This window comes from Deinococcus terrestris (assembly GCF_009377345.1).
Classification (GTDB): Bacteria; Deinococcota; Deinococci; order Deinococcales; family Deinococcaceae; genus Deinococcus; species Deinococcus terrestris.
On the sequence record NZ_WBSL01000004.1, the window covers coordinates 23338 to 41821 of the forward strand.

The following is an 18484-nucleotide window of genomic DNA, read 5'->3' on the forward strand; positions in this document are numbered from 1 at the left end:
ACGCAGGAAAGCGGTCCTCACGTCCTCCGAGACTCAGCTCCGGGTCATCTCCAGCGGCACGACCCACTCGGCAAACTGCTCCTCGGTGACGTGCCCCAGCGCGAGCGCCGCTTCCTTCAGGCTGGACCCGTCCTTGTGGGCCTTCTTGGCGATGGCGGCGGCCTTGTCGTAGCCGATGTGTTTGTTCAGGGCGGTGACCTGCATCAGGTTGATGTCGAGGTTGTGCCCGATCCGCTCCAGATTCGGCTCGATGCCGACCGCGCAGTTGTCGTTGAAGGCTACGGAAGCGTCCGCGATCAACCGAATGCTCTCCAGCACGGCGTGGACCATCACCGGCTTGAAGACGTTGAGCTGGAAGTTGCCCTGCGACCCGGCAAAGGCGACGGTGGCGTCGTTGCCGAAGACGCGGGTGGCGACCATCGTCATGGCCTCGCTTTGCGTGGGGTTCACCTTGCCGGGCATGATGGAGGAGCCGGGCTCGTTTTCCGGAATGGTGATCTCTCCGATGCCGTTGCGGGGACCACTTGCCAGCCAGCGCACGTCGTTCGCCATCTTCATCAGCGCCCCGGCGAGGGTCCGCAGCGCCGCCGAGGTCTGCACCAGGGCGTCGTGAGCCGACAGGGCCGCGAACTTGTTCTCAGCGGAGCGGAAGGGGAAGCCCGTCTCGGCCTCGTACTTCTTCGCGGCGAGGTCCCCGAACTGTGGATGGGCGTTCAGCCCTGTCCCGACCGCCGTGCCGCCGATGGCGAGGTCGTAGAGGCCCTGCTCGGCGTGCCTGACCTCCGCCAGCGCGTAGTCGAGCTGCGCGACCCAGCCGCCGATCTCCTGCCCAAGCGTGATGGGCGTGGCGTCTTGCAGGTGGGTGCGGCCCACCTTGACCAGCCCCTCGTACTCCTTCGCCTTGGCCGCCAGCGTGTCCCGCAGCTTGCCCACCGCGCCGTAGAGCCGCTCGTTGAGTTCCAGCACGACCGCAATGTGCATGGCGGTCGGGAAGGTGTCGTTGCTGCTCTGGCCCCGGTTGACGTGGTCATTGGGGTGAACGGGCGTCTTGCTTCCCAGCTCGCCGCCCGCGAGTTCGATGGCGCGGTTGGAGATCACCTCGTTGGCGTTCATGTTGCTCTGGGTGCCCGAGCCGGTCTGGAAGACAACGAGGGGAAAGTGGTCGTCGAGTTTCCCGGCAATCACCTCGTCGGCGGCCCGCACGATCAGGTCGGCCACGTCCCCCGGCAGTTCGCCCAGTTCGGCATTGGCCTGCGCCGCGCCCTTTTTCAGGATGCCCAGCGCCCGGATGACGGGGCGGCCCCACACGAAGGTGTCGCGCCCGATGGGAAAGTTGTGGATAGAGCGTTCGGTCTGGGCGCCCCAGTAGCGGTCGGCAGCGACCTGAAGCTGGCCCATGGTGTCGGACTCGGTGCGGGTCTGAGTTGGCTGGGTCTGGCCCGGCGTGGTCTGCGTCATGGGGCCAGTGTACCGGGGGTCATTTGGGGCGGGGGCGTCACAGCCGGGGGGACGCGCCCCATCTCACCGTCTCGCCCGCGCCCCCATGCCAGACTTCCCCCCATGAGCCAGATGTTCGACGTTGCCATCGTGGGGGCCGGGCCGGTGGGCCTCGCCGCCGCCATCGCCTGCAAGCGGGCGGGGCTGAGCTACGTGGTGCTGGAGAAGGGTTGCGTGGTCAACGCGATTTTCGAGTACCCCACCTACATGACCTTTTTTACCACCGCGCCTGAGCTGGAAATCGGCGACCACCCGATGGTCACCGGCCACGACAAGCCCGACCGCCGCGACGCCCTGATGTACTACCGCCTCGTCACCCAGCGTGAGGAGCTGAACGTGCGCCTCTATACGGAGGTTAAGCGCGTCCACGCGGCCCCGGCGGGTTTCACGCTGGAGGTCGAAGCGCAGGACGGCACGCCGGACGTGGTCGAGGCGCGGCGTGTGGTCGTGGCGACCGGGTACTACGACAATCCCGTCGGGCTGGGCATTCCCGGCGAGGACTCTCCCAACGTCAGTCACTACTACACCGAGGCGCACCCCTTCCTGGGCCTGAACGTCACCGTGATCGGGGCGGGCAACTCGGCCGCCGACGCGGCCCTCGACCTGTGGCGCGGGGGGGCGAACGTGACGATGGTCGTGCGGGCACCCGAGCTGAAGTCCACCATCAAGTACTGGGTGCGGCCCGACTTGGAAAACCGCATCAAGGAAGGCAGCATCGCCGCCCATTTCAGCGCTCAGGTGGTCGAGATTCACCCCGAACACGTCGTCGTGCAGCGATTGGACGGCACCACCTTCGAGTTGCCCACCCACTTCACCTTCGCGCTGACCGGCTACCGCCCGGACCTCTCCTTCCTGTCTGGACTGAACCTCGCCCAGCAGGCCGACGAATGCCTGGTGCTGGACGAGCACTACCAGAGCAGCGTGCCGGGCCTGTTCGTGGTGGGGTCGGCGGGGTTCGCGGGCAAGACGAATCAGGTCTTTATCGAGAACGGGCGGCACCACGCGGCCCACGCGGTGGCCGAGATCGAGCGGCAACTCGCGCCGGGATGGGTGGACGGCAAGCCCGAGACGGTGCTCTCGGTCCATTAACCTCTTCCCCCACCTGGGCGAGACACCTTTGGCGCTGGAGAGCGTGGGATACTGCCGGGCATGATCCAAGCCCGCACCCTTCTTCTCGCGGGGCTGCTGCTGGGGACCGCGCACGCCCAGACGGCCCCGGAGCCCATGCCCCCGGTGGACGCTCCGGCACCCGTGGCCGAACCGGCTCCGGCGACCCCCGCGCCCGCTCCTGCCGCCGCACCCGCCCGCACCGCACCGCTGCTGATCACCGTGCAGGTAAATTACCCCGCCCTAATGAACGGCAAGAAGACCACCGTGCCCTTCGTCAGCACCCTGAACCTGCCCGGCGAACGGGTGGCGGTGCTGCGGCAGCGCGGCGTGGTCACCGAGAGTTTGGAGGCGGACCTGAAGACCTTTCTGGCCTCCCTCCCCGTGCAGGGGCAAGACGCCCGCTTCGAGAACCTCGGCACAGCGGGCTGGGCGGTCGTGCAGCGCAACGGGCTGAAGGTGGATACCGAGCAGACCCGCGCCAACGTTCTCACCGCGCTGAAAGACCCCCGCGCCGTGCGGGCGAACGTGGTCGTAACCGGGCAGGTCGCGCCGAAGCGGACGCTGGACTTCTTCGCGGGCAAGGGCATCACGGCGCACCTCGCCACCGGGGTCACCAACTACGCCGGAAGCAGCGCTGCCCGCATGACCAACATCCATGTGGGCACCCGCAACTTTCAGGACCGCCTGTTTGAGGGCAAGACCTTCTCCTTTAACCAGTTTATTGGCACCGTCTCGGCGCGGGCGGGGTACGTGCCCGGCCTGATTATCGCCGGGGACCGCACCGAGACGGGCCTGGGCGGGGGCATCTGTCAGGTCAGCACGACCGCGTTCCGGGCGCTGTACGGGGCGGGCCTCCCGGTCGTGGAGCGGCACACGCACTCCTATCAGGTCCACTATTACCAGCCGCAGGGCCTCGACGCGGCGATCTACCAGCCCACCCTCGACCTGCGGTTCGCCAACGACACCGGCGGGGCGCTGTGGTTTCAGGCCGACTGGAACGACGCCGACGGCTACCTGGAAATCAGCGTGTTCGGCAAGGCCCGCGACTTCACGGTGGAACTGAGCCAGCCGAAGGTGCTCCGGACCGTGCCCTCCCCCGCCGACCGCCTGATTCGCAGCGCCAGCCTTAAGCCCGGCGAGCGCCGACAGGTGGACTGGGCGGCGCCCGGCGCCACGATGGAAGTGACGCGCAAACTGGTCCGGGGGGGCAAGGTCATTCGTCAGGATGTCCTGAAAAGCACGTACCGGCCCTGGCCCAACATTTATCTGGTCGGGCGCTGAGGTTCATGGGGAGAGGGGCGACCGTTGCTAGTACGGTCGCCCCTCTCCCCTCTCGCGGTCATTCCTCCGACGCGTAGCCCAGCAGTTCTAGCAGGCGGTCCAGTTCCTCGCGGGAGGCGAAGCTCAGCTCCACGCGGCCCTTGTCCTCACCCGTGATGCGGACCCTCGTACCAGTGCGGCGGCTCAGCGCCAGTTCAACCTGACGGTGGGCGCGGGGCGGATTGACTGGAATGGGGACAGTGGCGGTGCGGGCCCCGCGTTTCAAGGCTTCGGCCTCCCGGACGCTGAGGCGGCGGGTGCGAATCTCGCCTAGCGCCCACAAGCGGTCCGCTTCTGGTTGCGCGAGCACCGCGCGGGCGTGTCCGGCGCTGATCTCGCCGCCCTCCAGCGCCCGCAGCGCCTCGCCTGGCAGGGTCAGCAGCCGCAGGGCGTTGGAGACGGTCGAGCGGCCCTTACCGACCGCCCGCGCCACCCCCTCCTGATTCAGCCCCTGTTCCAGCAACGTCTGGTAGGCCCGCGCTTCTTCCAGCGGCCCCAGGTCCTCGCGCTGGAGGTTCTCGATGATGGCAATTTCCAGCGCCTCACGGTCCCCGAGGTCGCGGATGATCGCAGGGACCTCGGCCAGCCCGGCGAGTTGCGAGGCCCGCCAGCGCCGCTCACCCGCTACGATCTCGAAGTTTTCGCCGCGCGGACGCAGCAGCAGGGGCTGGAGAACGCCCTTCTCGCGGATGCTCCCGGCCAGTTCCGCCAGCGCCTCCGGTTCGAAGACCTGCCGGGGCTGGTAGGCCGCCTGCACGATGCGGGCAATGGGGACGGTCTGCACCCCTCCCCCGCCCGGCGCGTCCGCCGCAGGTTGAGGCTTACTCAGCAGCGCGTCAAGGCCCCGCCCCAGGCTAGATTTTCTCGACACGTTGCATCACCTCCTCGGCCAGACGCTTGTAGGCGGCGGCTCCGCTGGAGAGCGGCGCGAAGGCCCCAATGGGTTTGCCGAAGCTGGGCGCCTCCGAGAGCCGCACGTTGCGCGGCACCACCGACCAGAACACCAGTTCCCCAAAGTGCCCGCGCACCATCGTCTCGACCTCCTGCGCGAGGTTGGTACGGCCGTCGAACATGGTAATCGCCACGCCCAGCACCCTCAGGCGGGGGTTGAGGCCCCCGCGCACCCGCTCGACTGTCTCCATCAGCCCGGCGAGACCCTCCAGCGCGTAATACTCGGCCTGAAGGGGGATCAGCAGGGCGTCGGCGGCGGCCAGCACGTTTACCGTGAGCGGTCCCAGAGAGGGCGGCGCGTCCACGAGGGCGAGGTCGTAGCCCTGCACCGCCCCCAGCAGCCGCGTCAGCGCCTCCGGGTCGTCGGCCAACTCGACCCCGGCCCCGGCGAGGTCGGGGGTAGCCGGGAGCACGTCCAGCCCCTCTTGCGAGGTGGGCTGGATGAACTCGGCCACCCGGTCCGGCTCGGCGAGCGCCTTGTACAGTCCGGCCTCGGCGCCGCGCAGACCCAGTCCGCTCGTCGCGTTGCCCTGCGGGTCCATGTCGAGCAGCAGCACCCGCCGTCCCCCTGCCGCGAGGTAGGCGGCGAGGTTGATGGCGGTGGTCGTCTTGCCCACGCCCCCCTTCTGGTTCACGATGCCGAGGGTCTTCACGTCGCCCGCCAGAATAACGGCTTACGGGCCGGGACGCCCTCCCGGCGGGGGTACCGCTCGGGGGTGGTGGCCGTCTTCTCCACGATCACCAGCGTCCGCGCCTCCCCCAGCACGGGGAGGGCGAAGGCGTCCACCGCCCGCACCTCTCCCCCGACCTCAGTGGCAGCGAGGCGGCCCGCGTCCAGCTCCTCAGCGGAAATGGGGCCTTTTTGCGCGACCAGCACGCCGCCCGCTCTCAGCAGCGGCAGGGCGAGTTCGGCCAGGGCGGGTAGGGAGGCCACCGCGCGGGTGACGACCCGGTCGTAACGCCCCCGATGCTCGGGGTCGCGCCCCAGCGTCTCGGCTCGGGCGGTCAGCGGCGTGACGTTCTCCAGGCCCAGGGCGGCCGCCGTGCGGGTCACGAAGGCGATCTTCTTCGCGGTGGCGTCCACCGGGACCAGCCGCAGCTCCGGCCGCACGATGGCGAGGGGAAGAGCGGGAAAGCCCGCACCCGTTCCCAGGTCAAGCACCCGCCCGTCCCTATCCAGCCAGCCCCCGCGCAGGCAGGTCAGCGAGTCCACGAAATGCTTCAGGACAATGTCGCGCTCATCGCGCAGGGCAGTGAGGTTGGTCTGTGCCGCTCCCTCCTGCAGCAGGGCGAGCAGCCGCGTGAAGGCCTCTACGTGCGGGACCAGGTCAAGTCCCAGTTCCTCTCCACCCTGGAGCAGAAGCGCCGTCGCCTCCGGCGTCACAGGCTGCGCCTACCTGTCTGTTCATTCATCACCGGGGCATGCTAGCTCTGCAAAGCTGGGACAGGACCATCAGGTTTCACGTGAAACGCTTTGGGCCTGACGAAGATGAACCAGCAAGGCGCTGATGTCTGCGTGCCGCACACCGGGGACCCGCGCGGCCTGTCCCACCGTCGAGGGCCGCGCCCGCATGAGCTTCTCACGGGCCTCGTTCGACAAATTGCCCAGTGCCGCAAACTCTACACCTTCAAGGCTCAACTCACTTCCTTTTGCCTCGGCCTGAAGCTGCCGCTCGGCCCGTTCGATATAGCCCGCATATTTCACCCGGATCTCGACCGCCTCGCGCTCGGCTTCGCTCAGGGAAGGCAACGTGGCACCCAGCGCCTCGATGTCTGCGAGGGAGAACTCAGGGCGTCGCAGCAGGCCATCGGCGGCCTGTCCGTTGATCCGTTGACGACGAAGCGACTCCACGCCCGCCGCGACGCGGGCATATTTCTCGGCGATGGTTCGCGCGGTGCTCTCCCCCACCAATCCCAGCCGCTGCCCCAGGCCCGTCATTCGCTCATCGGCGTTGTCCTGGCGCACCAGTAGACGGTGTTCCACCCGGCTGGTCATCATCCGGTAGGGCTCATCGCTGCCCTTGAACACGAGGTCATCCAACATCACGCCGATGTATCCCGTTTCACGTGAAACCTGTACTTCCTCTAAGCCCAATGCCCGCCGCGCCGCCGCCGTGCCCGCGACCAGCCCCTGCGCCGCTGCTTCCTCATAGCCGCTGGTGCCGTTGATCTGCCCGGCGGTGAAGACGCCCGGCAGCAGGCGCGACTCGAGGTTGAGGGTCAACTCAGTGGAATCTACCACGTCGTACTCGACCGCGTAGGCATAACGCTGAATCACCGCCTGCTCGAAGCCAGGAAGCGTCCGCACCAATGCGTCTTGAAGCCGGGGCGGCAGCGAAGAGCTGAATCCCTGAAGATACACCTCGCTGGTCTGGACCCCGTCCGGCTCCACGAACAGCAGGTGTCGGTCGTGGTGGGCAAAGCGCACCACCTTGTCCTCGATGCTGGGGCAGTAACGGGGACCGAGGCCCTCAATGTCCCCCGCGTACATCGGGGACTCGTGGAGGTTCTCGCCGATCAGGCGGTGCGTCTCGGCGGTCGTGTGGGTCTGCCAGGTGGGCGACTCGGCGGCGCGGGGGCCGGGCTGTCCGGTAAAGCCGCGGGGCTGCGGGTCGGCCGGGATTTCCAGCAGGTCGGCAAACCGAACGGAGTCGGCCCGGACCCGGGGAGGCGTGCCCGTCTTGTACCGCTTCAGCCGATGCCCGGCGCGGGCCAGCGGCTCGCTGAGGAAGCGGGCGGGCGGCTCGCCCTGCCGACCCTCGGCGCGAGACTGGCGGCCGTACCAGGTCACACCGCGCAGAAAGGTCCCCGCCGCGACGACCACACTTCGGGCCGCCAGCCGACGCCCATCCGTCGTCACGACGAACCAGCCGCCCCGCCCATCGGGTTCGAGGTCGGCGGCCTCACCGCGCACGATCTCGATCTCGGGGTGGCCGAAGATCACGTCCTGGGCACGTTCAGCGTAGGCGTCCCGTTCGTTTTGCACCCGCAGGGACTGCACGGCTGGCCCCTTGCTTGCATTCAGGACGCGGGTGTGAATCGCTGTCTCGTCCGCGAGGCGGCCCATCAGCCCCCCCAGGGCCTGTACCTCGAACACCAGTTGACTTTTGCCGGGGCCACCCACGGCCGGGTTGCAGGGCATCCGGCCCACGGTGACGGGATTGCCCACGAGCAAGGCGGTGCGGGCGAACTTCGCTGCCGCCCAGGCGGCTTCCAGCCCCGCGTGGCCTCCGCCAATCACAATCACATTCCAGCCGCTCATCGGGAAGGAGTGTAGAGCGGCGGCCTCCCGCCCACACGGGGACAGCTCACGGTGCCGTGAACGTTTCACGTGAAACTTGAACCCTGTCCGGCTGAGGTGCCCCCACCATTCGGCGGCACAGCTGCATGGTCTAGAATCCAAACGAGCGTTAGGTCAATGTGTTCCGCGTCCGGTGCCGCGCCCCCCAGGGGCTCCCCGGTCCTGCCGCTCAGGAGGCCCCTCATGATTCAGCCGTTCACGTCTGACCCCCTGCGCTGGGTGTCTGAAGACGGCCAACCAATCCGGGAACTTCCCGCCCGGTTCACGCCCGAGCTGCTGCGTGAACTGCACCGCCAGATGGTACGGGCGCGGGAGTTCGACAAGAAGCTCGTCACCCTCTTGCGGCAGGGCCGCACCACCTTCTATGCCCAGGCCAGCGGCATGGAGGCCACCCAGGTGGGCCTTGCCCACTCGCTGCGGGTGGGGCACGACTGGGTCTGGCCCTACTACCGCGACCATACGCTGGGGCTGGCGATGGGCGTCTCGATGCTGGACATCGTGAGCCAATGCCTGGGCACCAACTCTGACCTGTGCCGGGGCCGTCAGATGCCGCACCACTTCGGGGTGGCCGACAAGCGCTTCGTGTCCATCTCCTCGTCCATCGCGTCGCAGGTGCCGCCCGCAGCGGGCACGGCGATGGCCCAGAAGTACCTCGGCACAGACGAGATCACCGTCTGCACCTTCGGGGACGGGGCGACCAGCGAGGGAGACTGGCACGCGGGGCTGAACATGGCCGGGGCCTCCGGGGCGCCCTGCCTGTTCGTTTGCGAGAACAATCAGTGGGCGATCAGCACCCACCTGCGCGAGCAGACCGCCAGCGAGACGATCCACATCAAGGCCAAGGCGTACGGCATGCCCGGCTACTACGTGGACGGCAACGACATCGTGGCGGTCATGGAAGTGATGGGGCACGTGGCCGAGCGGGTCCGCGCAGGGGAAGGTCCCGCCCTCGTCGAGTGCCTGACCTACCGCATCGGTTCGCACTCCAACGCAGACGCGGACGCCGAGAAGCACTACCGCACCCGCGAGGAGGTGGCCGAGTGGGAGGCCCGTGACCCCATCACCCGCGTGGAGCGGCTGCTGGAGCACCTCGGGGCGCCCATCGACCCGCAGGAGATCCGTGACCTCGTGGCTGCGACCCACCGCGAAGTGGACGAGGCCGTCCTGACCGCCGAGGCGACCGGGCAGCCGGGCTGGGAAATCATGTTCGAGGACGTGTACGGGGACAAGCCGGTTCACCTGGAGCTTCAAGAAGACTTCCTGCGGGCTGAGCAGGGCACGGCGACGACGGGAGGCCGCGCATGACTGCCACCCAGAAGCTGGCGCAGGCCGGGGCCGGAGCGGAGGAGACCCGCACCCTCACCCTGATTCAAGCCGTGACCGAGGCCATGCGCGAGGAACTCGCCCGCGACGAGCGGGTCGTGGTCTTCGGGGAGGACGTGGGCGCCCGTGGCGGCGTCTTCCTGGCGACGGCGGGCCTGCAGGCCGAGTTCGGCAAGACGCGCGTCTTCGACACCCCGCTCTCGGAAGCGAGCATCGTGGGGGCGGCGGTCGGGATGGCGGTGCGGGGCATGCGCCCCATCGCCGAGATCCAGTTTGCCGACTACATGGGGCCGGGCTTCGACCAGATCATCAGCCAGGCCGCCAAGATCCGCTACCGCTCGGGTGGGCAGTTCACGGCGCCGATGGTCATCCGCACGCCCTCGGGCGGCGGCGTGAAGGGTGGGCACCACCACTCGCAGAGTCCGGAAAGCTACTTCGCGCACACGCCGGGCCTCAAGGTCGTGATGCCCAGCACCCCCTACGACGCCAAGGGGCTGCTCAAGGCCGCCGTGCGTGGGGAAGACCCGGTGATCTACTTTGAACCCAAGCGGCTGTACCGCGCCGCGAAGGGCGAGGTGCCTACGGGCGACTACACCGTCGAGATCGGCAAGGGGGCCGTGCGCCGCGAGGGCCGGGACCTCACCATCATCGGCTACGGCGGCGTGATGCCCGACGCTGAACGAGCCGCCGCCGCGCTGGCTGCCGAGGGCGTGGAGGCCGAGGTCATCGACCTGCGCTCGCTGGTGCCCTGGGACCGCGAGCTGGTGCTGGAGAGCGTCTCCAGGACCGGGCGGGCCGTCCTCGTCAGCGAGGCGCCGCGCATGGCCAACTTCATGGGCGAGGTGGCCTACGTCATTCAGGAGGAACTGTTCGACCAGCTTCTCTCGCCGGTGGTGCAGGTCGCGGGCTTCGACATCCCGTACCCCTACGTGCAGGACAAGATCTACCTGCCTGGCCCGAACCGCATCGCCGCCGCCTGCGTGCAGGCCCTGAACTACTGATGCCGGGAGAGCCGTGAAGCCTGACGTCTGGCGCTGGGTGCTGGGCGCCCTGGGTCTGGCGATCGGCTTCACGGTGTATCCCCTGCTGGGGCGGCTGCGGGAGCCGTGGCCGGACCTCTTGGCCGGAGCGGCCTTCATGGCGCTGGGCGCGGCGGCGTGGCGTTACGCGCAGGGCGACCGCTTCATCCAGGGGGTGGCCGCTGTGCTGGCGCTGTACGGCCTGGCCCGCATCCTCTTTCTTCGCTGACTGTTGTCCACCTTATTTTCTGCCGAGGTAACACATGAAACAAGTCCTGCTGCCCGAACTCGCCGAGAGCGTGGTCGAGGGCGAAATCCTGAAGTGGTTGGTGAATGAGGGCGACCCGGTGGCCCTCGAACAGCCCCTGTGCGAAGTCATGACCGACAAGGTCACCGTCGAATTGCCCAGCCCCTACGCGGGCGTGCTCCAGCAGCGCCTCGCGCAGGAGGGCGACGTGGTGGCCGTGCACGCGCCCATCGCGATCATCGCAGAGGCGGGCGCGGCAGCCGGGGCCGCCAGCGGGGGAGGGGAGACGGTGCAGAACGCGGCCCAGTCCACCGCCCCCAGCGTCACCCAGGGCATTCAGGACACCGGGGAGAACCCCACGACGGTGGACGCCCAGCTCCCGACCCAAGCCGCCGAGGAGCGCGAGCAGATGGGCGGGAGCATCGTGGAGGCCGGGCACACCCAGAAGGACGACGGGGACGACTCCAGTCTCTTCAAGGCCTTCGCCTCCGACGAGACGGTCAGCCTGCGCGGGCTGGAGAACCGCGCGGGGAGCGGGGCACCGGGCACCTATACCGGGGGCACCGGGAGCATCCTGAACCGCCAGCAGACCCCCTCCGGCCGCACCGACGGGCGGGTGCTCGCCGTTCCGGCGGCGCGGAAGCGGGCGCGGGAACTCGGCGTTGACCTCGCGCAGGTCGCGGGCAGCGGCCCCAACGGCCGGGTGCGGGTGGACGACGTGGTGACGCACGCCGGGCAGGCGCAGCAGGCAGCTCCGGTTTCCGTAGCTGCGCCGACGCCCCAGCCTCAAGCCCAGCCCACCCCCGCTCCCCAGCCCGCTCCGGCGGCGGCCAAGGGCACGGGCGGTATGCCCGTTCCCCCGGTCCAGTACCGCACGCCCAAGGGCTACGAGCACCTCGAAGACCGGGTGCCGCTGCGGGGGATGCGCCGCGCCATCTCCAACCAGATGCAGGCCAGCCACCTCTACACCGTCCGCACCCTGACGGTGGACGAGGTCAACCTGACGCGGCTGGTGCAGTTCCGCGAGCGCGTGAAGGGCGACGCCCAGGCGGCGGGCGTCAAGCTCTCCTACCTGCCGTTCATCTTCAAGGCGGTCGCCGCCGCGCTGAAGAAGTACCCCAGCCTCAACTCGTCGTTCGACGAGGCGTCGGGCGAGATCGTGATGAAGCGGTACTACAACGTCGGTATGGCGGTCGCCACCGACGCGGGCCTGACCGTGCCCGTGTTGCGGGACGTGAACCACAAGAGCATCTTCGAGCTGGCCGGGCAGGTCACCGACCTCGCGGGCCGCGCCCAGGCGGGCAAGCTCACCCCGGACGAGCTGGCGGGCAGCACCTTCTCGGTGACCAACATCGGCTCCATCGGGGCGCTGTTCTCCTTCCCGATCATCAACGTGCCCGACGCGGCCATCCTGGGCGTCCACTCCATAGTGAAGCGGCCCATCGTGAATGAGCGCGACGAGATCGAGGTCGCTCACATGATGTACCTCTCGCTCTCCTTCGACCACCGCCTGGTCGACGGGGCCGAGGCCGCTCGCTTCTGCAAGGAAGTCATCCGGCTGCTGGAAAACCCTGACCGCCTGATGCTCGAAGCGATGTAACACCCACCCCACCTCCATCGGTCAGCCCTCCCCGGCTGGCCGCTTTGCTTTTCAAAGCGTGAACGGAGGGTCAGGGGCGGGTCACGGGGGCGTCAGCTTGAGGGACTAGGGTACGAGGTCATGGGGTCCTGGCCCACGGGCACGGACTGCCGGATTGGATAGAGTGACTGTGATGACCCGCTTGCTGACCCTCGCCACCCTGCTGCTGCTGACCCTGGTCTCCGGGGCCGGGGCGCTGAAGCTGCGGGTGTTCGACCCGGAGTTGCAACTGAACCTGGGCTACGGCGAAAGCAGCGGGGGCCGTATGACCGTGCAGCTTGTCCGGAACTACAGCGGCCCCGTGGTGCTGCTGTTTTCCCGCAGTGAAGACGAACGCAACGAGGGCCTGTTCCTGAACCTCCAGCCGCGCTACCTCGGCACCCTCAAGGCCGGGCAGCTCACGGTGGAGGTCGGCAACACCGAGCAGACCCTGACCCGCTTCCTGAGCGGCCTGAAGCTCTCGCTGACGCTCCAGCCCGTGAGCCAGAGCTTCACGCTGCCGGGCCTGCGGACGACCCTCACGGAGAAGACCGCCCCCGAAGGAGGCCGCTGAATGCTCGCCCAGATCCTGGTCGTGGAGGACGATCCCCACCTCGGCCCGCTGCTCAAGGAATATCTCTCGGCCGATTACCTCGTGCACCACGCCTCCACCCTCAAGGAGGCGCAGGCGTGGCTGGGGACCCACTCGGCGCAACTGATCCTGCTGGACCTGAACCTGCCTGACGGGGACGGCCTCGACCTCGTGCAGGCGCTGCGGCAGTATTCCAGCACGCCGGTGCTGGTGCTCTCGGCCCGCTCGGGGGTGCAGGAGCGGGTGGCGGGGCTGAATGCCGGAGCCGACGACTACCTCACCAAGCCCTTCGCCATGCCGGAACTCGACGCCCGCATCACCGCGCTGCTGCGCCGCACCGCCGCCGGAACGGGCGTGAACCTGGGCAACACCAGCCTCAGCACCAGCAGCCTGCTGCTCACCGTGAACGACAAGAACGTCAATCTCACCGAGCACGAGGCCCGCATTCTCGAACTGATGATGCGCACGCCCGAGCGGGTCTTCTCGCGGGCGGACATCGAGTCGCACCTCTACGGCTGGGAGACGCCCAACAGCAACTCGGTGGAGGTCCGGATCAGCCAGCTCCGCAAGAAACTGGAGCAGGCGGCCAGCGACCTACGGATTCGTACCATCCGCAATGTCGGCTACGTGTTGCAGGCGAGCTGAGCCCCCTGTTTGAGCCCGTCATGCCCGCCGACTCTTGCCCCCCCCAGCCCGACGTGGGGGGGGCTTGTCGTCAGGAGGACGTGGAGTGACCCGCCCCGCCCCCCTCCAGTCGGCCCGCGTGGCGTGGCGGCACAGCCTGCGCTTCCGGCTGGCGCTGGCGTACACGCTGCTGGCAACGGTGGTGATCGGCCTGGTAGGGGTGGGTATCCTGACCCTGCTGCTGCGCGGCATGGACGAGCAGTTTCAGGCCCGGCTGGAAGACCGCGCCGCCGCGACCGCCGAGCGGCTGTCGGTGCCCGAACTGTCGCTGGGCCAGAAGCCGCCACCCATCAGCGGCTACACCGCCCTGCTGGACGACGAGAACCGGGTCATTCAGGCGTCCCCAATCCTGCAACTGAAGCTGGGCGACCCCTTTCCGTACGCCGGGGAGACCAGTTTTTTCATCCTGGGGACGCCGATGCGGGCCGCGACCAGTCCGGTGGAGGACTTCGGCACCGTGTGGGTGGCCCTGCCCGAAGACGACCTCGTGAATGCCCGCGAGAGTGCGACCCGCGCCCTGCTGCTCGCGCTGCTGCTGACCCCCGGCCTGATGTTGATCGTGGGCTGGTGGGTGGGGCGGCGGGCGCTGGCGGACCTCAGCGAGGCGGCGGACCTCGCCGACCGCATCGACCCTACCCGCAGCGTGGCGACCCTGCCGCTGCCGGAGCGGGAGGACGAGGTGCACCGCCTGCTCGCGGCGCTCAACCGCCTGCTGGTGCGAATCGAGGCGGTGCAGGCCCGCGAGAAGCAACTGCTGGGGCAGATCGTGCACGAACTGGGCGCCCCGCTGACCGTGCTGCGGGCCAGCCTGACCCGCGCGACTGAGCGCTCGGGCGACCCCGAGGTGGCCCGCGCCGCGCTGGTGGCCGACGAGCTGACCTTTACCACCCAGGACCTGATGCAGCTCGCGCGGGGGCAACTGGAAATGAAGGTCGCGTGGCACTTCATCCCGGCGGCGACCCTGCACGGACGGCTCGACCGCCTGGTGCCGGGGACGACCTTCGCGGGCGACTGGGGCGGGATGCTGCTGTGCGACCCCGACCGCCTGACCCAGGCACTGCGCAACCTGCTCGCCAACGCCCGCCGCGCCGCCGGACCGGAGGGCGAGGTCACACTGACCCTGCGTGAGACGTCCGAACAGGTCACCTTTACCGTGCAGGACAACGGCCCCGGCCTCCCGCCCGAGCTGGGCGAGCGCATCTTCGAGCCCTTTGTCAGTGGCAGCGGCTCCAGCGGCCTGGGCCTGAGCGTGTCGCGGCAGATCGCGGCGCTGCACGGCGGCACCCTGACAGCGGGCAACGCGCCAGGGGGCGGCGCCGAGTTTGTCCTGACCCTGCCGGGACCGGAACTGGGCGACGAGGAAGACGAGGTGAGCGCCGCCGACCACCCCGAGGACACCCCCATCGGGGCGGGTGCCCCCGCGTCCTGACGGGCGGGCGGGGGCCTTATTCTCCGGGGGTGACCGCCCTCGCCGACTCCGCCGCAGCCCAGGCTGAACTGCTCGCGCTGCTGACCCTGCGCTTCACGCCCGCGCTGGGGCCGCGCCGCACCGAGAGCCTGCGGCGGCACTTCGGCTCGGCGGAAGCGGCCCTCGCGGCTCCTCTGACCGCATTGCGGGCGGTGCCGGGGCTGGAGGCCAAGACGGTCGCTGCCATCGGCACGCCCAAGCCCCGCGAGCAGGCCGAGGCCGAATGGCGCAAGGCCCAGGCTGGGGGCGTGACCCTGCTGGGGCGCGGGCTGCCCGGCTACCCGGAGGCCCTCGAAGCCCTGGGCGATCCCCCGGCGGTGCTCTGGGTCTTCGGCGACTTGCCCGACCTCCCGGCGGTGCCCCGCGCGGTGGGGATCGTGGGGACGCGGGGCGCGAGTCCGCACGCCCTCGCGTTGACCCGCGACCTCGCCGCCGACCTCGCGCGGGCCGGGGTGGTCGTGGTCAGCGGTCTGGCCCGCGGCATCGACACCGAGGCGCACCGGGCGGCGGTGGACGCCGGAGGCCTGAGCATCGGCGTGCTGGGCAGCGCGGTCAACCACATCTACCCCGGCGAGAACACGGGACTGGCCCGGCGCCTCACCCTGGTCAGCGAGTACCCGCTGGGCACCGGCCCCGCCCAGCACCATTTTCCGGCCCGCAACCGCCTGATCGCGGCGCTCTCGGCGGGCGTGGTGGTCGTGGAGGGCGAACTCAAGAGCGGCAGCCTGATCACCGCCACCCACGCGCTGGAATGCGGGCGCACCGTCTTCGCGGTGCCGGGCCGCGCCGGGGACCCCCGTGCCGCCGGGCCGCACCGATTGCTGCGCGAGGGAGCGGTCCTCACCGAGACAGCCGCCGACATGCTGGCCGAGCTGGGCTGGGAGGAAGGCCCCGCTGTCCCCGCCCCCGACCTCCCGCCCGAGCAGGCCCGCGTGTACGCGGCGCTGAACGCCCCCGCCACCCTCGACGACCTGCGCGGGGCGACCGGCCTGGGCCTCGCGGAACTCCAGACGGCGTTGGTAATGCTGCACCTGATGGGCCTGACCGAGGAGGTCGGCGGGCGCTGGACCCGGCGGTAGGGGAGGGGAGAGGTGAGCCTGACGGACGCGGAGGCGCGGGTTCTCCTGGCCCTGCGAGTCGGTGCCGACCTCCTCCGGCACCTGCGGCAGACCGGGCGCGGCCCCTACTACACCCTGGCGGGGCGGCGGCTGAGCGTGGTTACCGTGAAGGGGCTGGAGGGGCGGGGATTCATCACCTTGGAGGGTGGCCCCGGACAGGCCAGGGCGACGTATGCCCTCACCGAACGGGGCGAGGCGGCGCTGGCGGGGTGGGAGGAGAAGCGGCCCCTCGACCTGCCCTGAGCCTGAACGGTGCACCCCCTAGCCGCACCCTTTCGCGCCGTGGAATGCTGCCCCCATGACACCACAGGGGATGAACGTGCTGGTGCTGGGCGGAACCCAGTTCGTGGGGCGGCATATCGTGGAGGCGCTGCTCTCGGCCGGGCATCGGGTCGCGGTGTTCACGCGGGGGCGCACCCCCGACGAGCTGCCGGAGACGGTCGAGCGCCTCCACGGCGACCGCAACGGTGGCGGCGAGGGCCTGACCGCGCTCGCGGACCGCACCTGGGACGCCTGTGTGGACGTGAGCGGCTACACGCCCCGGCAGGTGCGGGCCAGCGCCGAGGCCCTGCGCGGGTCGGTGGGCCGCTACGTCTTCGTCAGCACCGTGAGCGTATACGCCGAGCAGGGCCGCCACCCTATCCGCGAGGATGATCCTCGGTTTCCTCCTGCCGCCGAGGACGTGACGGCAGTGACTGGGGAGACCTATGGACCGCTGAAAGTCACCTGCGAGGACATCGTGGGGGAGGTCTACGGCGAGCGGGCGACCCTGCTTCGCCCGCAGATCGTGGCTGGATCCTACGACCCCACCGGGCGCTACACGTACTGGGTGGACCGGGTGGCACAGGGGGGCCGTTTCCTGGCGCCGGGGGACGGCTCGGACTCCGTGCAGGTCATCGACGCCCGCGACCTCGCACAGTTCACCGTCATGGTGCTGGAAGGAGACGTGCCGGGTGTGTTCAACCTCGCCGGGCCGCGTCTGGAGTGGCGCAAATTCGTGGACGTGGTGGGGAAGGCGACCGGAGCGGATGCTGAACCTGTTTGGGTGGACGCGGCCACACTGGAGGCGCAGGGCATCGGCTGGAATGAGTTGCCCATTTACGTCCCGGCGAACGGCGAGCAGGGCGGCCTGATGGACGTGAGCAATGAACGGGCGCGGGCGGCGGGCCTGACCCTGACAGATCCCCTCACAACGGCCCGTGACACCCGCGCCTGGAGCGCCGGGAGCCCGCAAAAGGGCTTCCTGACCCCCGAGCGCGAGGCGGCGGTGCTCGCCGGGCGGGGGTAACGCCGTGAGTGTGGGCGGCCTCAGTCCCGGCCTGACGCTGGTGTGGGAGCGGGCCGTCGGCATCGCCCGCAGCCTGGTCGCGGCGCTGCCCAACATCGTGGTGGCGCTGCTGGTCTTCGGGCTGTTCTGGCTGCTGTCGCGGGTGCTGGTGGGTCTGCTGAAACGGGTGCTGCGGCGAGCGGGGCAGTCGCCCTACGTAGGGCGGGCGCTGGGGCAGGTCGTGGAGGTCGTGGTGCTGGCGGTGGGCGTGCTGGTCGCCGCGACGATCATCTTTCCCACCCTCAACGCCGCCACGCTCTTCGGCACGCTGGGCTTTACCAGCGTCGCCATCGGCTTCGCGTTCAAGGACATCTTCCAGAACCTGCTCGCGGGGTTGCTGATCCTGATTACGCGGCCGTTCCGCATCGGGGACCAGATTATCAGCGGCGCGACCGAGGGCACGGTAGAGGACATTCAGGTGCGGGCCACGGTCGTCCGCACCTACGACAACCGCAAGGTGGTGATTCCCAACAGCGACCTGTTTACCGGGCGGGTGACGGTGAACACCGCCTTCGAGAAGCGGAGCGTGAGCCTACCCCTGACGCTGCCCCACGGCACGGACCTGGAGCAGGCGCGGACGCTGCTGGTGGGGGCCGCGCGGGGGGTGCCGGACCTCGCCGAGGACCCGCCCCCCAGCGTGGTGCTGACCGACCTGAACTCCGGCGGCCTGACCCTCAGCCTGCGCTACTGGGTCAGTCCCACCCAGCGCCGCGAGGTGACTGCCACCACCGACGAGGTGCTCACCGCTGTCCACGCCCGGCTGCGGGAGGCGGGCGTGAACCTCGCGCCGCCGCCGGGGGTCGCCCTGGAAGGGGTGCCCGGCCGCCCCCTGCGCGTGCAGGTGGAGGGAGGGGCCGGGGAGGCCAGTGGTATGCTGGCCGCGCAAGACTGAGCGGCCAGGCTCGAGGG

The 18484-nt window shown here is 69.5% G+C and carries 18 protein-coding genes; 13 read left to right on the forward strand and 5 right to left on the reverse strand.

The annotated features are described in order from the left end of the window. Nucleotides 1-33: 33 nt before the first annotated feature. Nucleotides 34-1458, reverse strand: a complete 1425-nt coding sequence (fumC, locus tag F8S09_RS10055) for a class II fumarate hydratase (RefSeq protein WP_152871369.1) — start codon at nt 1456-1458, stop codon at nt 34-36. Between the two features lie 102 nt (nt 1459-1560). Between fumC and F8S09_RS10060 the strand changes: the two genes are divergently transcribed. Together F8S09_RS10060 and F8S09_RS10065 are read left to right on the forward strand one after the other, a co-directional pair. After that, nucleotides 1561-2586, forward strand: a complete 1026-nt coding sequence (locus F8S09_RS10060) for a YpdA family putative bacillithiol disulfide reductase (RefSeq protein ID WP_194165305.1) — start codon at nt 1561-1563, stop codon at nt 2584-2586. 60 nt (nt 2587-2646) lie between these two features. Beyond that, entirely contained in the window at nt 2647-3888 is a 1242-nt protein-coding gene (locus tag F8S09_RS10065; RefSeq protein ID WP_152871370.1) for a VanW family protein, read from the forward strand. Between the two features lie 58 nt (nt 3889-3946). Here the strand turns inward: F8S09_RS10065 and F8S09_RS10070 are convergent, their stop codons facing one another. The 4 genes from F8S09_RS10070 to mnmG all read right to left on the reverse strand — a co-directional run bounded on the left by F8S09_RS10070 (nt 3947) and on the right by mnmG (nt 8140). Continuing rightward, nucleotides 3947-4798 carry a ParB/RepB/Spo0J family partition protein gene (locus tag F8S09_RS10070; RefSeq protein ID WP_322618704.1) on the reverse strand — a complete coding sequence of 284 codons (852 nt, stop codon included), beginning with the start codon at nt 4796-4798 and terminating at the stop codon, nt 3947-3949. Next, nucleotides 4782-5531 carry a ParA family protein gene (locus F8S09_RS10075; protein WP_322618705.1) on the reverse strand — a complete coding sequence of 250 codons (750 nt, stop codon included), beginning with the start codon at nt 5529-5531 and terminating at the stop codon, nt 4782-4784. Before F8S09_RS10075 ends, F8S09_RS10070 begins: the two co-directional genes overlap by 17 nt. Continuing rightward, nucleotides 5528-6262, reverse strand: coding sequence for a 16S rRNA (guanine(527)-N(7))-methyltransferase RsmG (gene rsmG / locus F8S09_RS10080; RefSeq protein ID WP_322618706.1), 735 nt, complete (start codon nt 6260-6262; stop codon nt 5528-5530). The genes F8S09_RS10075 and rsmG overlap by 4 nt, the downstream gene beginning before the upstream one ends. A 69-nt stretch (nt 6263-6331) precedes the next feature. Next, nucleotides 6332-8140 (reverse strand): tRNA uridine-5-carboxymethylaminomethyl(34) synthesis enzyme MnmG, encoded by a 1809-nt coding sequence (mnmG, locus tag F8S09_RS10085; RefSeq protein ID WP_152871372.1) that lies wholly within the window; start codon nt 8138-8140, stop codon nt 6332-6334. A 222-nt stretch (nt 8141-8362) separates the two neighbouring features. Between mnmG and F8S09_RS10090 the strand changes: the two genes are divergently transcribed. The 11 genes from F8S09_RS10090 (at nt 8363) to F8S09_RS10140 (ending at nt 18467) form a co-directional block, all read left to right on the forward strand. Then, nucleotides 8363-9484, forward strand: coding sequence for a thiamine pyrophosphate-dependent dehydrogenase E1 component subunit alpha (locus tag F8S09_RS10090; RefSeq protein WP_152871373.1), 1122 nt, complete (start codon nt 8363-8365; stop codon nt 9482-9484). Then, nucleotides 9481-10503, forward strand: a complete 1023-nt coding sequence (locus tag F8S09_RS10095; RefSeq protein WP_152871374.1) for an alpha-ketoacid dehydrogenase subunit beta — start codon at nt 9481-9483, stop codon at nt 10501-10503. Before F8S09_RS10090 ends, F8S09_RS10095 begins: the two co-directional genes overlap by 4 nt. A gap of 13 nt (nt 10504-10516) precedes the next feature. Next, nucleotides 10517-10750: a hypothetical protein gene (locus F8S09_RS10100; protein WP_322618707.1), complete on the forward strand. Its 234-nt coding sequence runs from the start codon at nt 10517-10519 to the stop codon at nt 10748-10750. A 34-nt stretch (nt 10751-10784) separates the two neighbouring features. Further along, nucleotides 10785-12368, forward strand: a complete 1584-nt coding sequence (locus tag F8S09_RS10105) for a dihydrolipoamide acetyltransferase family protein (protein WP_152871375.1) — start codon at nt 10785-10787, stop codon at nt 12366-12368. Between the two features lie 172 nt (nt 12369-12540). Next, the gene (locus F8S09_RS10110; RefSeq protein ID WP_152871376.1) at nt 12541-12960 is read left to right on the forward strand and encodes a hypothetical protein; all 420 of its coding nucleotides are present in this window, start codon (nt 12541-12543) and stop codon (nt 12958-12960) included. Further along, nucleotides 12961-13623, forward strand: coding sequence for a response regulator transcription factor (locus F8S09_RS10115; RefSeq protein ID WP_152871377.1), 663 nt, complete (start codon nt 12961-12963; stop codon nt 13621-13623). It begins immediately after the preceding gene. Nucleotides 13624-13708: 85 nt separating this feature from the next. Beyond that, a complete protein-coding gene (locus F8S09_RS10120) occupies nt 13709-15091 on the forward strand; it encodes a sensor histidine kinase (protein WP_322618708.1) in 1383 nt (460 codons plus the stop codon). 29 nt (nt 15092-15120) lie between these two features. Beyond that, nucleotides 15121-16209 carry a DNA-processing protein DprA gene (dprA, locus tag F8S09_RS10125; protein WP_322618709.1) on the forward strand — a complete coding sequence of 363 codons (1089 nt, stop codon included), beginning with the start codon at nt 15121-15123 and terminating at the stop codon, nt 16207-16209. A gap of 12 nt (nt 16210-16221) precedes the next feature. Continuing rightward, nucleotides 16222-16491, forward strand: coding sequence for a hypothetical protein (locus F8S09_RS10130; protein WP_322618710.1), 270 nt, complete (start codon nt 16222-16224; stop codon nt 16489-16491). A 55-nt stretch (nt 16492-16546) separates the two neighbouring features. Beyond that, complete coding sequence (locus F8S09_RS10135; protein ID WP_152871379.1) at nt 16547-17536, forward strand: NAD-dependent epimerase/dehydratase family protein; 990 nt, start codon at nt 16547-16549, stop codon at nt 17534-17536. Nucleotides 17537-17540: 4 nt separating this feature from the next. After that, nucleotides 17541-18467 (forward strand): mechanosensitive ion channel family protein, encoded by a 927-nt coding sequence (locus tag F8S09_RS10140; RefSeq protein ID WP_152871380.1) that lies wholly within the window; start codon nt 17541-17543, stop codon nt 18465-18467. Nucleotides 18468-18484: the final 17 nt, after the last annotated feature.

Bases quoted from the DNA above. Each gene is read 5' to 3' on its own strand.
- fumC (WP_152871369.1), bottom strand. From the start codon at position 1,458: ATGACGCAGACCACGCCGGGCCAGACCCAGCCAACTCAGACCCGCACC.
- F8S09_RS10060 (WP_194165305.1), top strand. From the start codon at position 1,561: ATGAGCCAGATGTTCGACGTTGCCATCGTGGGGGCCGGGCCGGTGGGC.
- F8S09_RS10065 (WP_152871370.1), top strand. From the start codon at position 2,647: ATGATCCAAGCCCGCACCCTTCTTCTCGCGGGGCTGCTGCTGGGGACC.
- mnmG (WP_152871372.1), bottom strand. From the start codon at position 8,140: ATGAGCGGCTGGAATGTGATTGTGATTGGCGGAGGCCACGCGGGGCTG.
- F8S09_RS10090 (WP_152871373.1), top strand. From the start codon at position 8,363: ATGATTCAGCCGTTCACGTCTGACCCCCTGCGCTGGGTGTCTGAAGAC.
- F8S09_RS10095 (WP_152871374.1), top strand. From the start codon at position 9,481: ATGACTGCCACCCAGAAGCTGGCGCAGGCCGGGGCCGGAGCGGAGGAG.
- F8S09_RS10105 (WP_152871375.1), top strand. From the start codon at position 10,785: ATGAAACAAGTCCTGCTGCCCGAACTCGCCGAGAGCGTGGTCGAGGGC.
- F8S09_RS10110 (WP_152871376.1), top strand. From the start codon at position 12,541: ATGACCCGCTTGCTGACCCTCGCCACCCTGCTGCTGCTGACCCTGGTC.
- F8S09_RS10115 (WP_152871377.1), top strand. From the start codon at position 12,961: ATGCTCGCCCAGATCCTGGTCGTGGAGGACGATCCCCACCTCGGCCCG.
- F8S09_RS10135 (WP_152871379.1), top strand. From the start codon at position 16,547: ATGACACCACAGGGGATGAACGTGCTGGTGCTGGGCGGAACCCAGTTC.